Source organism: Mesorhizobium sp. M0833, from assembly GCF_040319905.1.
In the GTDB taxonomy this organism is placed as follows: Bacteria; Pseudomonadota; Alphaproteobacteria; order Rhizobiales; family Rhizobiaceae; genus Mesorhizobium.
Genome location: NZ_JAMYOQ010000012.1, coordinates 78,072 through 99,209 on the forward strand (window position 1 = coordinate 78,072; position 21,138 = coordinate 99,209).

Genomic DNA, 21,138 nt, shown 5'->3' on the forward strand with positions numbered 1-21,138 from the left:
TTACGAAACCTTCTTGTTCTTGGCGTTCAGCTTGGCCACGTCGAGGACAACGGGCTGCTGGGCGACATGCGGATGTTCCGTGCCTGCATAGACGCGGAGATTCTTCATCTGGCGTCGGCCGAGCGGGCCGCGCGGGATCATGCGTTCGACAGCCTTTTCGACGACACGCTCGGGAAAGCGGCCCTCGAGCAGCTGGCGCGCGGTGCGCTCCTTGACGCCGCCGGGATGGCCGGTGTGCCAGTAATAGACCTTGTCGGTGAACTTCTTGCCGGTGAACACCACCTTGTCGGCATTGATGACGATGACGTTGTCGCCGTCGTCGACGTGCGGGGTGAAGGTGGGCTTGTGCTTGCCGCGAAGATGATTGGCGATGACAGTGGCGAGACGGCCGACGACGAGACCCTCGGCGTCGATCAGCACCCACTTCTTCACCACATCCGCAGGCTTCTGCGAAAAGGTTGCCATGGATTGTTGCTTTCGGTTCGGACCTTCAAAAGAAGGCGTTTCTTGTTGCTTGGATTGGCAAAAGGCACTTGCCGTCGCCAATAACAAAACGGCGGCCTTCGCGGGCCGCTGCTTCGTCACGGTTTATAGGGGAGGGTGGTTATCGCGTCAAGGCGCATGAAATGATTGCCGGAAGATAAACTTAAATGAAAACAAGAGTTTGAGTTAAAGGTATGATTTTACCACATCGCGATTTTGGCCCTGTGTCAGGTAAGTTCAGTGCTTTGCCTCGATTTCCTTGCGAGCTGCGCTGGAGAGGAATGCGGATCGCGTTATGCCTCGGTCGCGCGCTGCGGCGTCGATCGCCCGCAAGACGCCGCGCTCGAAAGTTACATTCGCCCTCACGACGGCGCTGTCATTGTCGATGAGTGGTACCGAGACCAGATAGCCTCCTTCAGCAAGTGCTTTGCGTATATCCGCAAGCGCGACGATCGCCTCATGGCTGGACGGTTCGGGAACAGGCATGTCCTCCGCCCACAGCTGCAACGCTTCGACTGCATTCGGAACGATGTCTTCCGCCTCGTCCGCGGCTGAAAAGCAGCCGGGAATGTCGGGAAAGCGAATGCCGAACGCGCTGTTGGGATCTTTATCGACCAACGCGAAATAGTTCTTCATCTCAGCCTCCAAGACGCTTCAGGTCACCTATATCCAGCCCGCTTGTTTGGCGATGGCGCGAGCTGTACCGGTTGGTAGATGCTTCTCCGGATGCGGAACGATCAACACGATCTCGCCCTTTCGAAACTTGTGATGCGAGCCGCGTACGGAAACCAGCTCGAACCATCACCCTTGAGACGCTTCACGATTTTGCGGCTGTCACGCTCAAGCAAAGGCCACCTATGCGCACATATATACACATCAACAACAAATTCAATAGAAAGCATCAGGCCGGTACCCGCCTTGGCGGGATCGAATAGGTGCCCGTTGCGTGCGCTACCGTGTGTCTCTCAGGCCCGGCAACGATGTCGATATCGAACACCATCAGGCTCTTGCCCAGCTTCAGGATGCGGCAATGGCCGTCGATCGGCCCGGCCTCGGCCTTGCGGACAAAATTGATGTTGAGGCTGGTGGTGACCGAAAGCGCATCCGGTCCGGCATGCGATAGCACGCAGACATAGCCGCCTATGTCGGCCAGCGTGAACAGCGCCGAACCCGACACGGTGCCGCCGGGGCGCAAATGGCGCTCCTCGGCATTGAGTCGCACGATACAGCCGCCTGGAAACACCTCCAACGCCTCATAGAAGGTGAACTGGTCGTTGAGCTGCGGGAAAACGGTTGCCATCAGCGTGTTGATTTCGGCAGCCGTCAGCACCGGCTGGAGATTGCTTTGGGCAGGCATTTCAGTCTCCCGGTTTTGCGCCCTGCTTGTATGAACGCGACGTGGCGTTTCTGGCAACGGCCATTCATTAGGGCAGAAGCGGACGAGGGAGTTGGACGAAGCGAGACGGCATACTAGATTAGTTCATCACCGATCCGGAATCGCAGAGGAACGATCATGGCCGAAATCGTCGCCATCAAGCCTGCCGTTGCCGAAGGGCCGGTCGTCTCCAGGCTGGACAACGGCGTGCTGCGCCTGACGCTCGCCAATCCGCCGGCCAACGCTCTTTCGCTTGCAATGATGGCGGCGCTGACGGCGGAACTCGACCGCGCCAAGGCCGACAAATCCGTCCGCGTCATCGTGCTTGGGGCGACCGGCAAAGTGTTCTGCGCCGGGCACGACCTCAAGGAGTTGAGCGCGCACCGCGCCGATGCCGATCGCGGCAGGGCCTTCTTCGAAAAGACGTTTTCCGCCTGCGCTTCACTGATGCAGGCGATCGTTCGCCATCCTAAGCCGGTGATCGCCGAAGTCGATGGCTTGGCGACAGCGGCCGGATTGCAGCTGGTCGCCAGCTGCGACCTCGCCATCGCCTCGCACGAGGCGACCTTCTGCACGCCTGGCGTCAATATCGGGCTGTTCTGCTCGACACCGATGGTGGCGCTGTCGCGCAACGTCTCGCGCAAGCACGCCATGGAGATGCTTTTGACCGGCGAGACGATCGATGCGGCAACCGCCAAGGAATTCGGCTTGGTCAACCGCGTCGTGCCGCGCGAATATCTGAATCAAATCGTCACCAAATACGCGCAAACCATTGCCTCCAAATCATCCTTGGTCGTCAAGATCGGCAAGGAAGCGTTTTATGAGCAGGCCGAGATGGGGCTGGCCGAGGCCTATGATTACACGGGGCGCGTCATGGTCGAGAACATGCTGGCGCGCGATGCGGAAGAGGGCATCGGCGCCTTCATCGGCAAGCGCCAGGCGGAATGGCCGGAGGAATAGGAGGCGGATATGGAACCGCGCATCTCCATCATCACCATCGCCACGGACGATCTCGACCGCGCCGTGCGCTTCTACGAGGCGATGGGTCTGAAGCGCCATGCCGGGATCACCGAGGGCGTTGCCTTCTTCCAGATGGGCGGCGCCATTCTCGGCCTGTTCCCGCGGCAAAGCGCCGAAGAGGATTCGGGCGTTACCTTCTCCAAGGCGCCGTCGGCCGTCTATCTCGCCTACAACACCCGCTCCGACGCCGAGGTCGATGCAGTGCTGGCGATGGCCGAGAAAGCCGGCGGCCGTATCGTCAAGCCGGCTGGCCGCGCATTCTGGGGCGGCTGGTATGGATATTTCGCCGATGCCGACGGGCATGTCTGGGAAGTCGCGCACAATCCGGCCTTTCCGATTGCGGAAGACGGAACGATCTCGCTGCCCGGCTGACGAGGTTCCCCTCTGGCCCATTGCAAGCCACTTGCTCGGCTGTTGGCACCTCGCTCCGAAGCGCTGTATGACGAGGCATGAACCACGACGCCTACGACAACGCCTATATCGCCGGCATCCTCAATTCGGTGAAGACCATCGCCATGGTGGGTGCGTCGGCCAATGACGTGCGGCCGAGCTACTTTGTGCTGAAATATCTGCTCGGCAAAGGGTTTTCGGTGTTCCCGATCAATCCCGGCCAGGCCGGCAAGGAAATCCTCGGGCGGATGACCTATGCCAGGCTGGCCGATGTTCCAGAGCCAATCGACATGGTCGACGTCTTTCGCGGCTCCGTGGCAGTGCCGGGCATCGTCGAGGAGGTGTTGCGGCTCGATCCGCTGCCGAAGGTCATCTGGATGCAGCTTGGTGTGCGCAATGACGAGGCCGCCGCGCGCGCCGAGGCCGCCGGCATCAAGGTGGTGATGAACCGTTGCCCCAAGATCGAATACGGCAAGCTGTCCGGCGAGATCGGCTGGACCGGCGTCAATTCCGGCGTCTTGTCGTCGAAAAAGCCGCTGATGCGCCCGGGATTCCAGAGTTTCGGCGTTCGCCAGAAATAATCTTCCAGCTCTGCCGTATTTTTCCGCCAGCCCCGCCCGCCGTTATCACGGGGAAGGGCATTTTCTTCTTTGCATTCGGAGCCGGGCTCCGCCAAGAATGCGGCGCGCTTTTCAGAAGGTTCAAAGGGAGGTTTTCGATGGCCCGCACGCCCGGTTTCAACACGCTCGCCGTCCATGCCGGCGCCAAGCCGGATCCGGCGACCGGCGCGCGAGCGACGCCGATTTACCAGACGACCTCCTTCGTCTTCGACGATGCCGACCATGCCGCCTCGCTGTTCGGGCTGAAGGCGTTCGGCAACATCTATACCCGCATCATGAACCCGACCCAGGCGGTGCTGGAAGAGCGCATCGCGGCACTCGAAGGCGGCACGGCAGGCCTTGCGGTCGCCTCCGGCCATGCCGCGCAGGTGCTGGTCTTCCACAATCTGATGCAGCCCGGCGACAATTTCGTTTCAGCGACAAAGCTTTACGGCGGCTCGATCAACCAGTTCGGTCATGCCTTCAAGAATTTCGGCTGGCAGGTGCGCTGGGCCGACACCAATGACATCTCGAGCTTCGAGAGCCAGATCGACGACAGGACCAAGGCAATCTTCATCGAAAGCCTGGCCAATCCGGGCGGCGTCTTCGTCGACATCGAGAAGATCGGCGACGTTGCCCGCAAGCACGGCCTGCCACTGATCGTTGACAACACGCTGGCCTCGCCCTATCTGCTGCGGCCGATCGAACATGGCGCCGACATCGTCGTGCATTCGCTGACCAAGTTCATCGGCGGTCACGGCAATTCCATCGGCGGCGCCATCGTCGACGGCGGCACGTTCGATTGGTCGAAGTCGGGCAAATATCCGATGCTGTCGGAGCCGCGCCCCGAATATGGCGGCCTCGTCCTGCACGAAACCTTCGGTAATTTCGCCTTCGCCATTGCCGCCCGCGTGCTCGGGTTGCGCGATATCGGCGCGGCGATTTCGCCGTTCAATGCATTCCTTATCCTGACTGGCCTGGAAACCTTGCCGCTGAGGATGCAGCGCCACTGCGACAATGCGGCCGCAGTCGCCGGATGGCTTTCCAATCATTCCAAGGTCGCCTGGGTGTCCTATCCCGGCCTGCCTGACGACAAGAACAATGCGCTGCAGAAGAAGTACTCGCCGCTTGGCGCCGGCGCTGTGTTCACCTTTGGGCTGAAGGGCGGCTATGCGGCGGGCATCAAATTCGTGGAAGCGCTCGAATTGTTCTCGCACTTGGCCAATGTCGGCGACACCAAGTCGCTGGTCATCCACCCGGCATCGACCACGCATCGCCAGCTTTCCGACGAGCAGAAGATCAACGCGGGGGCAGGGCCGGACACAGTCAGGCTTTCGGTCGGTATCGAGGACGTCAACGACATCGTCGCCGATCTGGAACAGGCTCTCGCCAAGGTTTGATCGCCATGACCCCGCCGAAATTTCTTTCAGTCGGCGTCGACACCGTCGAACCGGAACTTGGCGCGCCGGCGCCGGATCGCCTGATTTCGGGCGATCCGAAGTTCCGCACCTGGAATGTCGAGGAACAGGACGGCGGCCTTTATGCCGGCGTCTGGGAAGCGACGTCAGGCAAATGGCGCATCGAATATGATGAGTGGGAGTTCTGCCACATCCTGTCAGGAGTTTCGGTGATCGCCGAAGACGGCGGCGATGCGCGCACTGTCAGGGCAGGCGACAGCTTCGTGCTGAGGCCGGGCTTTAAGGGCAGCTGGGAAGTGCTTGAAACGACTCGCAAGGAGTATGTGATCAAGCTTTGATCACCCCTGCGGCTGAGCCTGCCGGACCGAATGCTCAAAAGCGCACGGCGAGCGTTTCCAGCCCATGGAAATGATAGGTGTCGCGCAAGCGCGGCTGTTCGGCAAGATGCAAATGCGGTAGCCGGTCGAACAGGGTTTTCAGCGACACCTGCAATTCGAGCCGGGCGAGCGGCGCGCCGATGCAGAAATGAATGCCGGCGCCGAACGATACGTTCTTCTGGTCGGCGCGGCCCGGCCTGAAGGCGAAGGGCTCGGTAAAGGCCACCGGGTCGTGATTGGCCATGCCGAGCAGCAGACCGATCGTCTCGCCCGGCTGGACGACGATACCAGGCCCGGCCTCGACCTTCTGATAGGCGTAGCGCGTGAACATGTGCAGCGGCGCGTCGAAGCGCAGGCACTCTTCGACGGTCGCGGCTGTTGCTTCCGGCGAGGTGAAGAAGCGTCGTGGGTCGCCGCCTTGTGCAAGGATCGAGCGCACCGCATTGCCGGTCTGGTGGACAGTTGCCTCATGGCCGGCATTGAGCAAAAGGATGGCCGAGGATACCAGCTCGTCCTCCGACAGTTTCTGGCCGTCCTCCTGTGCCGCAATCAGCAGCGACAGAAGATCCTCGCCCGGCCTCTTTCGCCGCTCGGCGACGTAGCCGCGCAAAAAATTCGAAAAGTCCCGCGCCGCGCGATTGGCCGTCTCTTCGGTCTCTCGGGTGCGGCCGTGCATGTACATGGCGACCATCCGATGCGACCAGTCGAGCAGCTGCGGCCCCATGTCGACCGGCACTCCGAGCATCTCGGCAATGATGGTGATCGGCAAGGGAGCGGCGAGCGCCGGCAGCAGGTCGACTTCTCCTGGGTCGAAACGGTCGATCAATTCGTTGGCCAGCGCCTCGACGCGCGGCCTGAGCCGCTCGACCTGGCGCGATACGAAGGCGCGGTTGACCAGCGTCCTCAGCCGTGTGTGGACAGGCGGCTCCAGCTCCAGCATCGAATTGGCCTCGACGCCGTCGAATGCGCTGAGATGCGTGCGGTCCTGGCCGATGCCTCGGCTGTCCGGAATGCCGGCCGGGTTCTGGCGGCCGAAGCGGCGATCGCGCAGCAGACGGTTGACGTCGTCGAAGCCGCCAAAGCACCAGAAGCCAAATTCTTCCCAGAAGAAGGCGTTCGATGCGCCATGCAGTAAGGCGTAGGCTTCGTATGGATTCTGGAAGAAAGCCGGCTCGTGCGGATCGAGCCGCAGGCTGCGCGTGGCTGGATCAAAGGCAAGGTAGGGCGGCTTCAATTCGGTCATGCCAGATCATTAGCGCGGCTTGCCAGTCTGGTGCCAGACCGTATGTTGGCCCTGCCGTGAGTGAGCCGCCGAAGCGGTTGCGGAAGGACAGTTTTCATGAATGTGATCGTGGTCGGTGCAGGCATTGCCGGACTTTCGACGGCGTGGTCGCTGGTCAAGGCTGGTCACCTCGTCTCGATCGTCGAGCAGGGATCGATTCCCAATCCGCTCGCCGCCTCCGGCGACCACCATCGCATTATTCGCCGCGCCTACCGGGCCGGAACGGGCTACGGCCGGCTGATCACCGAAGCCTATGAGGCCTGGGACGAGATGTGGGCCGATCTCGGTGAAAGCCATCTCGATCCGCGCGGCTTCATCTGTATTTCGCGCGAGCCGGGAGATGAGGCGGAGGAATACCGCGAGGGCATGGAAGCGGGAAATTATCCGTTCGAATTGGTCGAGCCGGACGCCGCGGTCGAACGCTGGCCGTTCCTAGAACCTGGTTCATTCCGCTATGCATATTTTTCGCCGGACGGCGGCGCGCTGCACTGCCGCAAGATCGCTTCGGGCCTCGCCAGGTGGCTGCGCGCGAACGGCGCCAATGTCTACGAAAACAGCAAGGTCGCCGAGATCGACGCCGACGCCGGACAGGTCGTGCTTGCGAGCGGCGAAACGATGCAGGCCGACCGGATCGTCGTCGCTGCCGGCGCCTGGGTCCTGAAACTGTTCCCGGAACTGGACGGCGAACTGAAAACCTGGCGCACCGCGCTCGCCTATGTCGAACCGCCGGTTGATCTAAAGGCAGCCTGGCAGGCAGCGCCGGTCGTCCTCAACGTCGGCGGCACCATCGACGGCTACGCAATTCCGCCGACAGGTGGCGCCGGCATGAAATTCGGCTCGGGCCTGCACAGGGTGCCGACCAGCGATGCCGACTGGAACCGCCAGCCGGTGCCGGGCGAGGGTGAGGCGATCCGCAACCTGTTTTCGCCGCCGATTGCCCGGATCGAGGAGTACAGGGTCACCGAAGTGGTCACCTGCGCCTACACCTTCACGGTCGACGAGAGATTCCTGGCCCACCGGAAAGGCAAATGCCTGGTCGTCTCGGCCTGCTCCGGCCACGGCTACAAGTTCGGCGCGGCTGTTGGCAGAAGGGTTGCGGCCTGCGTCGGCAATGACGATGTCGACGGCCTGAAGAAATGGCTCAGGGCCGAGGCGCCCTGAGCGCCTAGTATCGGCAATGCCTCGGAATATGCACTCGCCGCCAGCTCGACGAACCCTCCCTGACCACCACCCGGCGAGCCACTGTCTGATATGACGCCGGAATGTCGATGATGCGCCGCTGCTCCGGCCGCACCAGCACCTCTTCGGCGACGCTCTCGTATTCGGCGGGGAGGACAACGCGCCGCCGGCGTTCCGGCTCAACCACGACGATTTCGGCCACGCGTTCATAGCGCGCCTTGTGCCTGACCTTGCACAGCACCTTGCGGCCATTGATGATGCGCCATTCCCAGGAATAGCCGCCGTCAGCAACCTTCACGGAGCGGTAGATGATGCGGGTGATGGCAGGCACGATCTCGTAGCTGACGCGCGCCGGCGCGATCTGCACCACGCGCTCGCGCGTCCCGTAGATTGGCGCTTCGTATTCCACCTGCTGGCCGGCTGGGCTGACGAGCACGTTCTCATAGACTGTGTCGTAGACGGCCGGCCTGTTGACCTGCTCGTAGCATTCGACCGCGCGTCCGCCGGCAGCCGTTTCGAACGCCATGCCGAGAACGGTAATGCCGGTGAGGGCCAAGGAAGCAGCTTTCCTGATCATCGCACTCCCCTGTTTGAACTGCATGAAGCGAGTTCAACGTTGAATTGTAGGGTAAGCCGTGGCTGGAAAAAGCTGTTTCACCACTTTTCGTTAAGCGATGCGGTTAAGAAAACGCTAAACGCCGGCGAGGCATGAGCGACCTTCCGACGAGAGGGCTGCCGGCACGGCGACGGGCGAAACTTGCTTTGGAAACCTTGATTCGACTTAACCGGATGGCTAGGAGAGGCGGCCTTGCGCTAGGGTGAGCCGGCATCCTATTTACACAATAACGATCCAGAACCGATTCTGCCCGATTGCAAATCTCCGGCGCCGGAATCCCATCCTCAAAAAGGGATAGTCCATGAAGAACCCCGTCGAAACCTACATGAACCTCGTTCCGATGGTGGTCGAACAGACCAATCGCGGCGAGCGGGCCTACGACATTTTCTCGCGGCTCCTCAAGGAGCGCATCATTTTCATCACCGGCCCGGTCGAGGACGGCATGGCGACGCTGGTCTGCGCGCAACTGCTGTTCCTCGAAGCGGAGAATCCGAAGAAAGAAATCAACCTCTATATCAACTCGCCCGGCGGCGTCGTCACCTCCGGCATGGCGATCTACGATACCATGCAGTTCATCAAGCCCGCCGTGTCGACGCTCTGCATCGGCCAGGCCGCATCGATGGGTTCGCTGCTCCTGACTGCCGGCCACAAGGACATGCGCTTTGCTACGCCGAATGCCCGCATCATGGTCCACCAGCCTTCCGGCGGCTTCCAGGGCCAGGCCTCCGACATCGAGCGCCATGCCCAGGATATCATCAAGCTGAAGCGCCGCCTCAACGAGGTTTACGTCAAGCACACCGGCAAGAGCTACGATGAGATTGAAAGAACGCTCGACCGTGACCATTTCATGACTGCCGACGAGGCCAGGGATTTCGGCCTCATCGACAAGGTCATTTCGTCACGTGAGCCGGTCGAAGGTATTGCCTTATAGTCCCGCGGTGGCCCCTGCGGTGGCAATGAGTGGCGGGATTACGCGCTTTTGGCGCAGCTTGCGGCATTTCGGCCACAATTGGCTGTTCCCTCGACGGGTGCAATTGCCTACGTTAAGGCTATGTTGATTTTCGACGGCTTAGCTTTGCGTGGGGTTGTTCGAATCATTGCCCCGTTTTCCGATTTGTGTTTCGTACGGAATGCGTTGCGGGAGCCGGGGCACTGGCGGCAGCGGATTCCCGCGATAGATTGAATATGCGCCCTTTCAACCAGACCATCGGCGGGCGGCCATGAAAGGACAGGAAAATGAGCAAGGTCGGCAACAATAGCGGTGATTCCAAGAACACGCTTTATTGCTCGTTTTGCGGCAAAAGCCAGCACGAAGTGCGCAAGCTGATCGCCGGGCCGACGGTGTTCATCTGCGACGAATGCGTCGAACTGTGCATGGACATCATCCGCGAAGAGAACAAGACCTCGATGGTGAAGTCGCGCGAGGGCGTGCCGACACCGCAGGAAATCCTCAAGGTTCTCGACGACTACGTCATCGGCCAGCCCTACGCCAAGCGCGTGCTGTCGGTGGCCGTCCACAACCACTACAAGCGCCTCGCCCATGCCGGCAAGAACAACGATGTCGAACTGGCGAAGTCGAACATCCTGCTGATCGGCCCGACCGGCTGCGGCAAGACACTGCTGGCGCAGACGCTGGCCCGCATCATCGACGTCCCCTTCACCATGGCCGACGCGACGACGCTGACCGAAGCCGGTTATGTCGGCGAGGACGTCGAGAACATCATCCTGAAGCTGTTGCAGTCGGCCGACTACAATGTCGAGCGCGCCCAGCGCGGCATCGTCTATATCGACGAGATCGACAAGATCTCGCGCAAGTCGGACAACCCGTCGATCACCCGTGACGTATCGGGCGAGGGCGTGCAGCAGGCACTTTTGAAGATCATGGAAGGCACTGTCGCGTCCGTGCCGCCGCAGGGCGGCAGGAAGCATCCGCAGCAGGAATTTCTGCAGGTCGACACCGCCAACATCCTATTTATCTGCGGCGGCGCTTTCGCCGGGCTGGACAAGATCATCTCGGATCGCGGCAGGAAGACCTCGATCGGTTTCGGCGCTATCGTCGCTTCGCCCGAGGATCGCCGCACCGGCGATGTTTTCCGCCTGGTCGAGCCTGAGGACCTCTTGAAGTTTGGCCTCATTCCCGAGTTCGTCGGCCGTCTGCCTGTCTTGGCGACGCTGGAGGATCTCGACGAGCCGGCACTGATCCAAATCCTGACCGAGCCGAAGAACGCGTTGGTCAAGCAGTATCAGCGGCTGTTCGAGATGGAAAATGTCGACTTGACCTTCCACGAGAACGCGCTCTCGGCGATCGCCAAGCGCGCAATCGAGCGCAAAACCGGCGCACGCGGCCTGCGTTCGATCATGGAAGCGATCTTGCTCGACACCATGTTCGAGCTGCCGGCACTGGAAGGCGTGCGCGAAGTGGTTATTTCGGAAGAGGTGGTGTCAGGCAACGCCAGGCCGCTCTACATCTATTCCGAGCAGAAGGAGAAGAAGGGCAACGTCAGCGCCTGACGTGAGCCGGCAATGGATTTTTCTGAAACGGCGCCGCGGGGCGCCGTTTTGCTGTCGCACACCGCGTATGGCGCCGCGTGCTGGGTGCGGATTGGAGGTACGGACCGTGTTGACCCTTGATCTTTACCCTCAGTGCCTCCAACTAATGGCAGAAGGCCGTGGTGCCGAATTCTGTGCTGTAAAACTCCCGTCACAAACGGTGGTAGGCGGAACGATCCCCGGTCGTTAATATGAGATTCGCGGTTGGCCGATTGGCGGCCGCGACATGAAAGGTTGGACAATGGCCAAATTATCCAAGGCTCCCAGCGACGGCGTCTTCGCAGTCCTCCCGCTGCGCGACATCGTGGTGTTCCCGCACATGATCGTTCCGCTCTTTGTCGGGCGTGAAAAGTCGATCAAGGCGCTGGAAGAAGTGATGGGTCAGGAAAGGCAGATCCTGCTCGCGACCCAGATGAATGCCGCCGACGACGATCCGGAGCCCGATGCCATCTTTGACATCGGCACGCTCGCCAATGTGCTGCAATTGCTGAAACTGCCGGACGGCACCGTGAAGGTGCTGGTCGAAGGTGCCTCGCGTGCGAAAATCGTCGCGTTCACCGACCGTCCCGACTTCCATGAAGCCCGTGCTGCGGCGCTGGTCGAACCGGATGAGGAAGAGGTCGAGGTCGAGGCGCTGGCGCGTTCCGTGGTCACCGACTTCGAGAACTACGTCAAGCTGAACAAGAAGATCTCGCCCGAAGTGGTGGGTGCCGCCAGCCAGATCGACGACTATTCCAAGCTCGCCGACACGGTCGCTTCGCATCTTGCCATCAAGATCCCCGAGAAGCAGGAGATGCTTGCCACGCTGTCCGTCAAGGAACGGCTGGAAAAGGCGATGGGCTTCATGGAAGCCGAAATCTCGGTGCTGCAGGTCGAGAAGCGCATCCGCTCGCGCGTCAAGCGCCAGATGGAGAAGACACAGCGCGAATACTACCTCAACGAGCAGATGAAGGCGATCCAGAAGGAGCTCGGCGAGGGCGAGGACGGCCGCGACGAGGCCGCCGAGATCGAGGCGCGTATCAAGAAGACCAAGCTTTCCAAGGAGGCCCGCGAAAAGGCGGAAGCCGAACTGAAGAAGCTGCGGACGATGTCGCCGATGTCGGCTGAATCGACCGTGGTGCGCAACTATCTCGACTGGCTGCTGTCGATCCCATGGGGCAGGAACTCCAAGGTCAAGCAGGATCTGGCCTTTGCCCAGAACGTGCTCGATACGGATCATTTCGGCCTCGACAAGGTCAAGGACCGCATCGTCGAATACCTCGCCGTGCAGAGCCGCCAGAAGAAGCTGAAGGGGCCGATCCTGTGCCTCGTCGGACCTCCCGGTGTCGGCAAGACCTCGCTCGGCAAGTCGATCGCCAAGGCGACCGGTCGCGAGTTCATCCGCATGGCGCTGGGCGGCGTGCGCGACGAGGCCGAGATCCGCGGTCACCGGCGCACCTACATCGGCTCGATGCCCGGCAAGGTCATCCAGTCGATGAAGAAGGCGAAGAAATCCAATCCGCTCTTCCTGCTCGACGAGATCGACAAGATGGGCCAGGATTTCCGCGGCGATCCGTCATCGGCTTTGCTCGAGGTGCTCGATCCCGAGCAGAACTCGACGTTCATGGACCATTACCTCGAGGTCGAATACGACCTGTCGAGCGTGATGTTCGTGACGACGGCGAACACGCTGAACATCCCTGCGCCCTTGATGGACCGCATGGAGATCATCCGTATCGCCGGTTACACCGAGGACGAGAAGATCGAAATCGCCAAGCGTCACCTGATGCCCAAGGTGATCCGTGACCACGCGTTGCAGCCGAAGGAGTTCTCCGTCGGCGAGGACGCGATCCGCGGCATCATCCAGACCTACACCCGTGAAGCGGGCGTCAGGAGCCTGGAGCGCGAGCTGATGAAGCTCGGGCGCAAGGCGGTGACCGAGATCCTGAAGACGAAGAAGAAGACGATCAACATCACGGCGGACAATCTTGCCGATTACCTTGGTGTTCCGCGCTTCCGCTTCGGCCAGGTCGAGAGCGACGATCAGGTCGGCGTGGTCACCGGGCTCGCCTGGACGGAAGTCGGCGGCGAGCTGTTGACGGTGGAAGGCGTCATGATGCCCGGCAAGGGGCGCATGACCGTGACCGGCAATCTGCGCGATGTGATGAAGGAATCGATCTCGGCGGCGGCCTCTTACGTCCGCTCGCGGGCCATCGATTTCGGCGTCGAGCCGCCGCTGTTCGATAAGCGCGATATCCACGTCCACGTGCCGGAGGGCGCAACCCCGAAGGACGGACCGTCGGCTGGCGTGGCGATGGCGACGGCAATCGTTTCGGTGCTGACCGGTATCCCGGTCAGGGCCGATGTGGCGATGACCGGCGAGATCACGCTGCGCGGCAGAGTGCTGCCGATCGGCGGCCTTAAGGAAAAGCTGCTTGCCGCACTGCGCGGCGGCATCAAGAAGGTGCTGATCCCGGAAGAGAACGCCAAGGATCTGGCGGAGATTCCGGAAAACGTGAAGAGCGGCATGGAAATCATTCCGGTCTCACGCGTCGGTGAAGTGTTGCGCCATGCGCTGGTGCGTATGCCGGAACCGATTCAGTGGGTCGAACCCGTTAATGCGCCGGCCGTGGTCGATGTCGCAGACGAAGCTGGTAAATCGCTGGCGCATTAGCGCTTGCTAAAGTTGCAATGCACAAAGAGAGAGCCGGGCCTTGAGCCCGGCTTTTTCATGTGAAGAACCGCAGATTTCCGGGCTTTTTTCAACTTTCTTGGCGCTTTTCGACTTGGTTGCCGGGGCGCTTCTTTCTAAAGTCCGTTTCCTGCCGGATGAGTCGAGTGTTCCGGTTTTCTCATGGAAGGGAATTTTTATGAACAAGAACGAACTGGTATCCGCTGTCGCCGATGCCGCGAGTATTTCGAAGGGTGACGCGCAGTCGGCGGTTGATGCGGTGTTTTCCGTCATCACCGGCGAACTGAAAAAGGGCGGCGATGTCCGGCTTGTCGGCTTCGGAAATTTCACCGTGTCAAAACGCGCCGCGTCGACCGGCCGCAATCCGCAGACCGGTGCGGAAGTGAAGATCCCGGCGCGCACCGTGCCGAAGTTCTCGGCCGGCAAGGGCCTCAAGGACGCGGTCAACTAAGCGCCTCCTTAAGTCTTTCAGAGAAAAGAAGAACCGGCATATCCGGTTTTTCTTTTCTGTTGGAAAAGGCGGCGCTACGCCGTCGGCGCGTCCGTGCGCATCAAGCCTTCTTTCTTGAGATCGGCCCACAGCGCCGATGGCAGCTTCGCGTCGAGCAGCGAGCGATTGCTTTCGACTTCGCCAGGCCGCTGGCCGCCGGGGATTACCGAGACGACGGAAGGATGCAGCAGCGGGAACTGCAGCGCCGCCTCGATCAGGCGCGCGCCGTGGCGCTTGCAGACGGCCTCGATACGGGTGACGCGGTCGATGATGTCCTGCGGCGCCTTCGAATAGTTGTAGTAGGCGCCGGGCTTCGGCCCGGTTGCCAGGATGCCGGAATTGTAAGGCCCGCCGAGAACGATGCCGATGCCGCGTTGCTGGCATAGCGGCAGGAAAGACTGCAGCGCCTCCTGCTCCAGCAGCGTGTAGCGCCCGGCAAGCAGGAACAGATCGAAATCGCCGCGCTCGGCCAGCGTCTGGGCAACCTGCCACTCGTTGATGCCGCCGCCGAACGCCTTGATCACGCCCTGGTCGCGCAATGCCAGCAATCCATAGTAGCCGGAACTCATGAATTCCTGGATGCGCTGGTCCGAGGCTTCCTTGCTGCCATGCGTGAAGATGTCGACATCGTGCACGAAGAGGATGTCGATGCGGTCGACACCGAGCCGTTCCAGCGAGGCCTCGAAGGAGCGCATGATACCGTCATAGCTATAGTCGTAGACCTCGCGGCGCGAAGGGGTGTCGAAGAATTTGCCGATGCCGGTGCGCTGATCCGGCGAACAGGCGCGCATGATGCGTCCGACTTTGCTGGACAGCACGTAGTCGTCGCGCTTCTTCGAACGCAGGAACGGATTGAGCCGCGTTTCGGCTAGGCCCAGCCCATAGAGCGGCGCGGTGTCGAAGTAGCGGCAGCCGACCCGCCATGCCGCCTCCAGCGTGGCATTGGCATCCTCGTCGGAGACGGCGCGGTAGAGATTGCCGAGCGGCGCGGTGCCGAAGCCGAGCTCGGTGAAGGTGATGCCGCCATTGCCGATGCGGTCGAAATGCCGTGTCTTCATATACAGTCGTTTCCTCATTTGCGATTTGCCGTGACACTATCACGCCTGTGGCACATCAAAAGCACTGCGTGTCGTTGGACACCGATTTTCGCGGTGATAGCATGAATGAAAACAAGCTGTTCGGGGCAGATGTGACTGACATATTCAAGTGGTTCTCCGGCAACTGCAAGCTGGTGCAAATGTGATGAGGGACGCCGGCGAAAACCTGTTTGGGATTGCGCTGAACGAGCTTGGTACCGTTCTGGAACGTATCGACGAAAGCCGCATCGACGCCGCTTGCGCCATCGTGGCGGGCGCGAGAAAGATCGTCACCTATGGCTGCGGCCGCGAGGCGCTGCAGGTCAAGGGTTTTGCCATGCGGCTCTATCACCTCGGTCTGCCGGTTTCGGTTGTCGGCGATATGACGACGCCGCCGCTGGGCGCGGGCGATGTCTTCCTCGCCAGTTCCGGCCCGGGCGAGACCTCGACGGTGCTGACTTTGATGCGGGTCGCGCGCGAGGCCGGTGCCACAGTCCTGCTGCTCACCGCGCAAGCCGACAGCACTGCCGCGAAGCTGGCCGACTTCACACTGCCGGCTCAGACCATGGCCGACGACCAGGGCCCGGAAAAGACGTCCGTGCTGCCGATGGGCTCGGTCTTCGAAGGCGCGCTGTTCGTTCTCTTCGAAGTGATGGTGCTGAAGCTCCGGGACCTGACCGGCGTCTCGCCTGAAGCGATGCGCGCCCGCCACACCAATATGGAGTAGTTGTCATGCGGTACGAATTGATGCTGCCGCACCAGATCCGCAAGGCGATCGTCGAGAACCGGCCGGTCGTGTTGCCGCTCGGTGTGCTTGAATACCATGGCGAGCACATGGCCGTCGGCATGGACACGCTGGCGGTGATCAAGAGCCTGGAGCTGTTCGAAAAAGAAGCCGAGATCGTCATTCTGCCGCCCTTCTATTACGGCGCGGCGAGCTATGCGGTTGCAGCACCGGAGGGCAGTGGTTCGGTGCAGGTCGGCGGCAATGTGCTGGCGCCATTTGCGGAAGAATTGTTCTACAGCCTGCTGCGTATCGGCTTCCGCAACATCCACGCCATCATTCACCACCAGACCGAAAATTTTGCTGCCGGCATGCCAACCGATCTCGCCTTCAAGGCCGCCGGCCGGCAGGCGATCTTCCGCTTCCTGGAGAAAGAACGTGGCGAAGGCTGGTGGGGCTCTGCGGCGATGGCCGACTATTATGCCGAGCACGCCGAGGGCAGCAATTTCTTCAACTGGGTGCAGGTGCATCCGCTGATGCCGGCTTCAATGCACACCCAATACCCGTTTGACCATGCCGGCATCGGCGAGACGTCGCTGATGCTGGCCTTGTGCCCGGAAGCGGTCGATGCCGACCGCTTCGCCGACAACACCGGCTGGTACACAGCAAGTGCTTCCGAAGCCTCGGCCGAATTGGGGCAAAAAGGGATCGCCATGATCCTCGATCATTTGCGGGCAACCCTTTCGGGTTAGCGCGGTTTTCCCTCTCCCCTTGTTGTTCCCTTGTTGTGGAAGAAGGGAAGGCTGGCGCAGTTATTTCACCGCGCCCGCCGTCATGCCCATGATCAGGTAACGCTCGAGCGCGATGCCGATAACGGCGAGCGGTGTGATGGCCGCGGTGGCGAGCGCTGCCATCGACCACCAGTTGATGCCTTGTGAGCCGGTCTGGCTCGCCACCATGACAGGGATGGTTTTGGCGTCGGTCGAGGTCAGAAGCGCGGCGAAGAAATACTCGTTCCAGCACAGCACCATTGCAAGGATGAAGGCCGCGACCATGCCCGGCAGCGCGATCGGCATGACGATGCGCAAGAAAGCGCCCCAGATCGACAGGCCGTCGACGAGTGCTGCCTCCTCCAGTTCTACGGGAATGGAATTGAACTGGTCGCGCATGATCCAGATGACGATCGGCAGCACCATCAGCGTGTAGAGCAGGATCAGCCCGACGCGTGTGTCGAGCAGGCCGACTTCCCGGTAGAGCACGAGAAACGGCAAGGCCAGTACCACCGGCGGCAGGATCAGCTGCGACAGGAAGAAGAAGGAGATGTCCTCGTTCCTGAACCAGGCGAACTTGTAACGATAGCGGGTCAGCCCGTAAGCGGCGAGGCTGCCAATGACGATCGCCAGGCTCGAGGCGCCGACCGAAGTGATGACCGAATTCATGAAGCGCTTGATAAATTCGTCGCGAACCGTCGACGTCCGAAAGATCGAGTCCGGAGAGAGGCCGAGTGACCGCCAGCCTTTCCAGTCGGGCTGGAAGTCGACGAACGGAATCAGATGGCCCTGGGTGACGTCGACCGCGGTCTTGAACGAAGTGGTTATCGTCCAATAGATCGGGAACAGACAGATGAAGGCCCAGAAGATGAGCGCGCCGTAGATGAAGACGCGGTTGGCGACGAAGCTCGCCGGCGAACGAATTTCGGAAGCTGCATAGTCCGTGGTCTGAACGCTCATCTTGCCGGCCCGATCAGTTGACGTTGCGCACGAAGCGGCTGGCGAATTTCAGCAGCCAGGTCACGAACACGATGATGATGATCAAATAGGCCATCGCCAGCATCGTGCCGTAGCCGACATTCGATCGATCGCGATATTCGCGGTAGATGAAGCTCGACACTGAATCGGTCGCGCCGCCCGGGCCGCCGGAGGTGACGGTGATGATGATATCGGCGAGCTTCAGCTTGAAGATGATGCGCAGGATGACTGCCGTCACCGAGACCGGCAGCATCAGCGGGAAGGTGACCTGCCAGAAGGTCTGCCATGGGTTGGCGCCATCGACACGCGCCGCCTCGAGCACTTCGCGCGACATCGCCTGCAGGCCGGCGAGCAGCATGATCATCATGAACGGGATGAAGGTCCAGGCGTCGAGCACCATGATCGAGATGCGGGCGGTGATCGGGTTGGAGAAGAAGGCCGGGTTTTCCCAGCCGAGATGCCGCGCCAGCGTGGCGGCCGGCCCGAAGCGGTATTCCATCAACGACTTGCCGATCATCCACGACACCGCTACCGGCGACAGCATCAGCGGCAGCAGGAAGACGACGCGGAAGAATTTTCGCGCCCGGATCTGCGCGTTGAGCAGCAGCGCCAGGCCGAAGGCGATCACATATTCGACCAACACCGCCAGCACGTAGAGCACCATGTTGAACAGCGCGTTGCGATAATAGGCATCGTTCAGCATCTGCCAGAAATTGTCGAGCCCGTTGAACTTCCGGCCGCTGAAAGAACTGAGGTTCCAATCGGTCAGCGCGATGTAGAAGCCGAACAGGGTCGGGAAGATCACCATGGCAATGGTGAACAGCAGCGCCGGCAGCAGGAACAGCGCGCGCTGGCCGTCCTCGCCGCGCGTCAGCACCTGGCCGATGCCGAGTGCGACACCCCACAGCACATAGGCGTAGACCACCGGCCGCCAGCTCTCGAAGCCGATAGCGTCGACATCGCTCTTGTAAAGGATCTGCAGCACGATCACCGCCAGAAGGCCGAGCGTTGCAGCAGCCATCAGCGCCCAGCCAAGCCGTTTGCGGCTCCGTGGTATCAGGTCGGATGGCACGGCGCCTGCCGGCCATTCACTTGTCGACAAAGTCTGGTCAGCCAGGGTCCGGTCAGCCACGCGTCTTGCCCGTTCACAGGAGGCTCGATGACCGGCCGAGCCGGTCGAGGCCAAGTCGGTCAAGCGGAGGTCCGGCGGCTTTGCGCTGCCGGACCAAGTTTCACGATCTCAGCCTACATGCCGAGCGAGGCCTTGTAGAGCTTGATCTGGTTGTCACGGCCGATCTGGTCGGTCAGCTTCTCCCAGGCGGCTGCGATGGCGTCGGCGCCTTCCTGCGCCTTCATCTTGCCGGCAAAGGTGTTGGCCAAAATGTCCTCGGCGGCGCTGTAGTACTGGAAGATGCCGGGGATACGCGGCTCGATCGCCGCGTTCGGATGGTTGTAGCTGTCGGCTTCCGACTTGAGATATGAGCTTATGAACGCTTCGTCGTAGCCCGCCGCCACCCATTCCGGAATGTTGAAATGCGAGTTGCGGTAGGGCTGGAAACCCGACGGATAGGCCGCGCACCAGAGCGACAGGTCCTTGCCGCCGAGATGAGCGGCGGCCGACCAGGCGGCCTTCTTCTTCTTTTCGTCGCTGTCGACGCGCGCCATGACGTAGACGCCCCAGCCGAGATAGGCGCAGTTCGGCGCATGGTTCGGGCCGCTGGCGAGCTTGTCCCACTGGCCGGTCTTGGAGTTATAGACATCGTCCGAGCCCGGCAGGATCGAGAAGCCGGTGACGTCCCCTACGACCGACGAGTCGTTGGTTTTGACGTTCGAGCCAGCGTCCCCCCACCAAACCAGCATCGACCCGGTGCCGCCGAGGAATTGAGAGAAACAGGTCTGGTTCGGGTCGGCATTGATCTGATCTTGCGGTTCGGAAGGCAATGCATCGATCACGTCCTGGATCGCGCGCACCCAGGCCGGGTTGTTGACGCGCGGTTTCATGGTGTCCGGATCGAATAGCCAGGCTTTGTCGTCGGGATGCTTGGCGTAAGCGCTGGCGCGGCTGCCGAGGAAGTAGAAGCCGAAACCGCCCCAGGGCTTGGGCGCATCGAGATAGCCATAGACGTCCTGGCCGTTCACCTGCTTGCCCTTGAGGAACTTGGTAACCGCCTGCACTTGCTGCCAGGTCTTCGGCACGCCCCATTCGCCTTCGCCGCCCCCATCCTTCCAGGCCTTGGCGAGATCGGCATCGGCGAACACATCGGTGCGGTAGTTGAAATTATGCGCGTCGCCGTCGACGGTCACACGATACTGCTTGCCGTTCCATGTGCCGACGGGGGGTTTCAGATAGGCCACCAGGTCGTCCATGTCGATCTGCGTCCTGACCCAGTCGGGCATCTCCGAAGTCAGGCCCTTGCCGCAGACGTCGCCTTCGAACGGTGCGCCCATTTCGACAATGTCGAAGTCGATAGTGTTGGTAGCGATCGCCTGCTGGAGACGCGGATTGTAGTCAGCCTGCGCCAGGTCGATCCAGTTGATCTTGGCGCCGGTATAGGTCTCCCACGGCTTCAGGAAGCCGCGAAACAGCACATTGTGCAGGTTCTGGTTGTTGAGGCCCATGAAGGTGAGTTCGACGCCGGCGAATTCGCCTTCCTTGACATTGGCCTTGGTGGCTCCCAGGCAAAGCTCGCCGACCTGCTGGAAATCGGCATCGGTCGGCTGACCCTTGCCGACGCCCGGAATCTGCAGGATCTGCGCGCGCAGGTCATCGGCGGCCGCGGCCGGGCGCGTCAGGGCGCCAAGCCCGGCGCCAGACGCCGCGGCGAGGGCGGCCATGCTGGCCGCTCCCTTCAGCACGTCGCGGCGGGTGGCCCCGGCGCGGACAAGTTGGTTATAAAGGCTGACTTTCATCTCGTTCCTCCCAGAAGGTCAATTGTGAATTGGTTTAGATGGTGGAGCGCCGATTATGTTCCCCAACGACAGCGACTCCCGTAAATAGCGGCCCGAATTCTCCCTCCCGCGACGCTTGGCATTCAGTACCGGACAAGCGTACCGGTGCGCCCGGAACAGGGTCATAAGCCGGACTCTGTCACTATTCGCACAACGAAGTGCGGTGTCAACGTGAATGGGTTTTTTATCTA

At 61.2% G+C, this 21,138-nt stretch carries 21 protein-coding genes and 1 pseudogene; 12 read left to right on the top strand and 10 right to left on the bottom strand.

Annotated elements, in window-relative coordinates:
* The 4 genes and pseudogenes from rplM to NKH98_RS15885 form a co-directional block, all read right to left on the bottom strand.
* Positions 1-465 carry a 50S ribosomal protein L13 gene (gene rplM, locus NKH98_RS15870; RefSeq protein WP_023674645.1) on the bottom strand — a complete coding sequence of 155 codons (465 nt, stop codon included), beginning with the start codon at positions 463-465 and terminating at the stop codon, positions 1-3.
* Between the two features lie 255 nt (positions 466-720).
* The gene (locus NKH98_RS15875) at positions 721-1,119 is read right to left on the bottom strand and encodes a type II toxin-antitoxin system HicB family antitoxin (RefSeq protein ID WP_352506478.1); all 399 of its coding nucleotides are present in this window, start codon (positions 1,117-1,119) and stop codon (positions 721-723) included.
* A gap of 27 nt (positions 1,120-1,146) precedes the next feature.
* Positions 1,147-1,358: pseudogene (locus NKH98_RS15880) on the bottom strand (type II toxin-antitoxin system HicA family toxin).
* A gap of 26 nt (positions 1,359-1,384) precedes the next feature.
* On the bottom strand, positions 1,385-1,840 hold the full coding sequence (locus tag NKH98_RS15885; protein ID WP_352899696.1) for a PaaI family thioesterase: 456 nt from the start codon (positions 1,838-1,840) through the stop codon (positions 1,385-1,387).
* A gap of 156 nt (positions 1,841-1,996) precedes the next feature.
* Between NKH98_RS15885 and NKH98_RS15890 the strand changes: the two genes are divergently transcribed.
* The 5 genes from NKH98_RS15890 (at position 1,997) to NKH98_RS15910 (ending at position 5,623) form a co-directional block, all read left to right on the top strand.
* Complete coding sequence (locus NKH98_RS15890; RefSeq protein ID WP_352650020.1) at positions 1,997-2,818, top strand: enoyl-CoA hydratase; 822 nt, start codon at positions 1,997-1,999, stop codon at positions 2,816-2,818.
* A gap of 9 nt (positions 2,819-2,827) precedes the next feature.
* Positions 2,828-3,250 (top strand): VOC family protein, encoded by a 423-nt coding sequence (locus NKH98_RS15895; protein ID WP_352896614.1) that lies wholly within the window; start codon positions 2,828-2,830, stop codon positions 3,248-3,250.
* 77 nt (positions 3,251-3,327) lie between these two features.
* The gene (locus NKH98_RS15900; protein ID WP_254817595.1) at positions 3,328-3,849 is read left to right on the top strand and encodes a CoA-binding protein; all 522 of its coding nucleotides are present in this window, start codon (positions 3,328-3,330) and stop codon (positions 3,847-3,849) included.
* A 137-nt stretch (positions 3,850-3,986) separates the two neighbouring features.
* Positions 3,987-5,267 carry an O-acetylhomoserine aminocarboxypropyltransferase gene (locus NKH98_RS15905; RefSeq protein ID WP_352650028.1) on the top strand — a complete coding sequence of 427 codons (1,281 nt, stop codon included), beginning with the start codon at positions 3,987-3,989 and terminating at the stop codon, positions 5,265-5,267.
* Positions 5,268-5,272: 5 nt separating this feature from the next.
* Complete coding sequence (locus tag NKH98_RS15910) at positions 5,273-5,623, top strand: cupin domain-containing protein (RefSeq protein ID WP_352806013.1); 351 nt, start codon at positions 5,273-5,275, stop codon at positions 5,621-5,623.
* 34 nt (positions 5,624-5,657) lie between these two features.
* Here NKH98_RS15910 and NKH98_RS15915 read toward each other — a convergent pair whose 3' ends face one another.
* Positions 5,658-6,905 (bottom strand): cytochrome P450, encoded by a 1,248-nt coding sequence (locus tag NKH98_RS15915; protein ID WP_352899700.1) that lies wholly within the window; start codon positions 6,903-6,905, stop codon positions 5,658-5,660.
* A gap of 96 nt (positions 6,906-7,001) precedes the next feature.
* Here NKH98_RS15915 and NKH98_RS15920 point away from each other — a divergent pair, with 96 nt between their 5' ends.
* On the top strand, positions 7,002-8,105 hold the full coding sequence (locus NKH98_RS15920) for an NAD(P)/FAD-dependent oxidoreductase (RefSeq protein WP_352506469.1): 1,104 nt from the start codon (positions 7,002-7,004) through the stop codon (positions 8,103-8,105).
* 4 nt (positions 8,106-8,109) lie between these two features.
* Here NKH98_RS15920 and NKH98_RS15925 read toward each other — a convergent pair whose 3' ends face one another.
* Positions 8,110-8,700, bottom strand: coding sequence for a hypothetical protein (locus tag NKH98_RS15925; RefSeq protein ID WP_352899702.1), 591 nt, complete (start codon positions 8,698-8,700; stop codon positions 8,110-8,112).
* A 340-nt stretch (positions 8,701-9,040) separates the two neighbouring features.
* Between NKH98_RS15925 and NKH98_RS15930 the strand changes: the two genes are divergently transcribed.
* From NKH98_RS15930 to NKH98_RS15945, 4 genes are all read left to right on the top strand, one after another.
* On the top strand, positions 9,041-9,670 hold the full coding sequence (locus tag NKH98_RS15930) for an ATP-dependent Clp protease proteolytic subunit (protein ID WP_254817601.1): 630 nt from the start codon (positions 9,041-9,043) through the stop codon (positions 9,668-9,670).
* Between the two features lie 305 nt (positions 9,671-9,975).
* Complete coding sequence (gene clpX / locus NKH98_RS15935) at positions 9,976-11,250, top strand: ATP-dependent Clp protease ATP-binding subunit ClpX (protein ID WP_006332719.1); 1,275 nt, start codon at positions 9,976-9,978, stop codon at positions 11,248-11,250.
* A gap of 280 nt (positions 11,251-11,530) precedes the next feature.
* On the top strand, positions 11,531-13,942 hold the full coding sequence (lon, locus tag NKH98_RS15940; RefSeq protein WP_254817728.1) for an endopeptidase La: 2,412 nt from the start codon (positions 11,531-11,533) through the stop codon (positions 13,940-13,942).
* A gap of 196 nt (positions 13,943-14,138) precedes the next feature.
* A complete protein-coding gene (locus NKH98_RS15945; RefSeq protein WP_006201846.1) occupies positions 14,139-14,411 on the top strand; it encodes an HU family DNA-binding protein in 273 nt (90 codons plus the stop codon).
* 74 nt (positions 14,412-14,485) lie between these two features.
* On the opposite strand, the gene NKH98_RS15950 is transcribed toward NKH98_RS15945, so the two are convergent.
* Entirely contained in the window at positions 14,486-15,508 is a 1,023-nt protein-coding gene (locus NKH98_RS15950; protein ID WP_352899705.1) for an aldo/keto reductase, read from the bottom strand.
* Positions 15,509-15,692: 184 nt separating this feature from the next.
* Here NKH98_RS15950 and NKH98_RS15955 point away from each other — a divergent pair, with 184 nt between their 5' ends.
* Entirely contained in the window at positions 15,693-16,253 is a 561-nt protein-coding gene (locus NKH98_RS15955) for an SIS domain-containing protein (RefSeq protein WP_352899709.1), read from the top strand.
* A gap of 5 nt (positions 16,254-16,258) precedes the next feature.
* The gene (locus NKH98_RS15960; protein ID WP_254817603.1) at positions 16,259-17,002 is read left to right on the top strand and encodes a creatininase family protein; all 744 of its coding nucleotides are present in this window, start codon (positions 16,259-16,261) and stop codon (positions 17,000-17,002) included.
* A 60-nt stretch (positions 17,003-17,062) separates the two neighbouring features.
* Here NKH98_RS15960 and NKH98_RS15965 read toward each other — a convergent pair whose 3' ends face one another.
* The 3 genes from NKH98_RS15965 to NKH98_RS15975 all read right to left on the bottom strand — a co-directional run bounded on the left by NKH98_RS15965 (position 17,063) and on the right by NKH98_RS15975 (position 20,908).
* Positions 17,063-17,980 (bottom strand): carbohydrate ABC transporter permease, encoded by a 918-nt coding sequence (locus NKH98_RS15965; RefSeq protein WP_352649089.1) that lies wholly within the window; start codon positions 17,978-17,980, stop codon positions 17,063-17,065.
* A gap of 13 nt (positions 17,981-17,993) precedes the next feature.
* Positions 17,994-19,115, bottom strand: coding sequence for a carbohydrate ABC transporter permease (locus tag NKH98_RS15970; RefSeq protein WP_352899807.1), 1,122 nt, complete (start codon positions 19,113-19,115; stop codon positions 17,994-17,996).
* A 128-nt stretch (positions 19,116-19,243) separates the two neighbouring features.
* Positions 19,244-20,908, bottom strand: a complete 1,665-nt coding sequence (locus NKH98_RS15975; protein ID WP_352899712.1) for an ABC transporter substrate-binding protein — start codon at positions 20,906-20,908, stop codon at positions 19,244-19,246.
* Between the last annotated feature and the right edge of the window lie 230 nt (positions 20,909-21,138).

Excerpts from the sequence above, each read along its gene's own strand:
- NKH98_RS15960 (WP_254817603.1), top strand. The coding sequence starts at position 16,259 with ATGCGGTACGAATTGATGCTGCCGCACCAGATCCGCAAGGCGATCGTC.
- NKH98_RS15930 (WP_254817601.1), top strand. The coding sequence starts at position 9,041 with ATGAAGAACCCCGTCGAAACCTACATGAACCTCGTTCCGATGGTGGTC.
- NKH98_RS15915 (WP_352899700.1), bottom strand. The coding sequence starts at position 6,905 with ATGACCGAATTGAAGCCGCCCTACCTTGCCTTTGATCCAGCCACGCGC.
- NKH98_RS15945 (WP_006201846.1), top strand. The coding sequence starts at position 14,139 with ATGAACAAGAACGAACTGGTATCCGCTGTCGCCGATGCCGCGAGTATT.
- NKH98_RS15910 (WP_352806013.1), top strand. The coding sequence starts at position 5,273 with ATGACCCCGCCGAAATTTCTTTCAGTCGGCGTCGACACCGTCGAACCG.
- NKH98_RS15875 (WP_352506478.1), bottom strand. The coding sequence starts at position 1,119 with ATGAAGAACTATTTCGCGTTGGTCGATAAAGATCCCAACAGCGCGTTC.
- NKH98_RS15890 (WP_352650020.1), top strand. The coding sequence starts at position 1,997 with ATGGCCGAAATCGTCGCCATCAAGCCTGCCGTTGCCGAAGGGCCGGTC.
- NKH98_RS15950 (WP_352899705.1), bottom strand. The coding sequence starts at position 15,508 with ATGAAGACACGGCATTTCGACCGCATCGGCAATGGCGGCATCACCTTC.
- NKH98_RS15975 (WP_352899712.1), bottom strand. The coding sequence starts at position 20,908 with ATGAAAGTCAGCCTTTATAACCAACTTGTCCGCGCCGGGGCCACCCGC.
- NKH98_RS15895 (WP_352896614.1), top strand. The coding sequence starts at position 2,828 with ATGGAACCGCGCATCTCCATCATCACCATCGCCACGGACGATCTCGAC.
- NKH98_RS15885 (WP_352899696.1), bottom strand. The coding sequence starts at position 1,840 with ATGCCTGCCCAAAGCAATCTCCAGCCGGTGCTGACGGCTGCCGAAATC.
- lon (WP_254817728.1), top strand. The coding sequence starts at position 11,531 with ATGGCCAAATTATCCAAGGCTCCCAGCGACGGCGTCTTCGCAGTCCTC.
- NKH98_RS15900 (WP_254817595.1), top strand. The coding sequence starts at position 3,328 with ATGAACCACGACGCCTACGACAACGCCTATATCGCCGGCATCCTCAAT.
- NKH98_RS15920 (WP_352506469.1), top strand. The coding sequence starts at position 7,002 with ATGAATGTGATCGTGGTCGGTGCAGGCATTGCCGGACTTTCGACGGCG.
- NKH98_RS15965 (WP_352649089.1), bottom strand. The coding sequence starts at position 17,980 with ATGAGCGTTCAGACCACGGACTATGCAGCTTCCGAAATTCGTTCGCCG.
- NKH98_RS15955 (WP_352899709.1), top strand. The coding sequence starts at position 15,693 with ATGAGGGACGCCGGCGAAAACCTGTTTGGGATTGCGCTGAACGAGCTT.
- NKH98_RS15925 (WP_352899702.1), bottom strand. The coding sequence starts at position 8,700 with ATGATCAGGAAAGCTGCTTCCTTGGCCCTCACCGGCATTACCGTTCTC.
- clpX (WP_006332719.1), top strand. The coding sequence starts at position 9,976 with ATGAGCAAGGTCGGCAACAATAGCGGTGATTCCAAGAACACGCTTTAT.
- rplM (WP_023674645.1), bottom strand. The coding sequence starts at position 465 with ATGGCAACCTTTTCGCAGAAGCCTGCGGATGTGGTGAAGAAGTGGGTG.
- NKH98_RS15905 (WP_352650028.1), top strand. The coding sequence starts at position 3,987 with ATGGCCCGCACGCCCGGTTTCAACACGCTCGCCGTCCATGCCGGCGCC.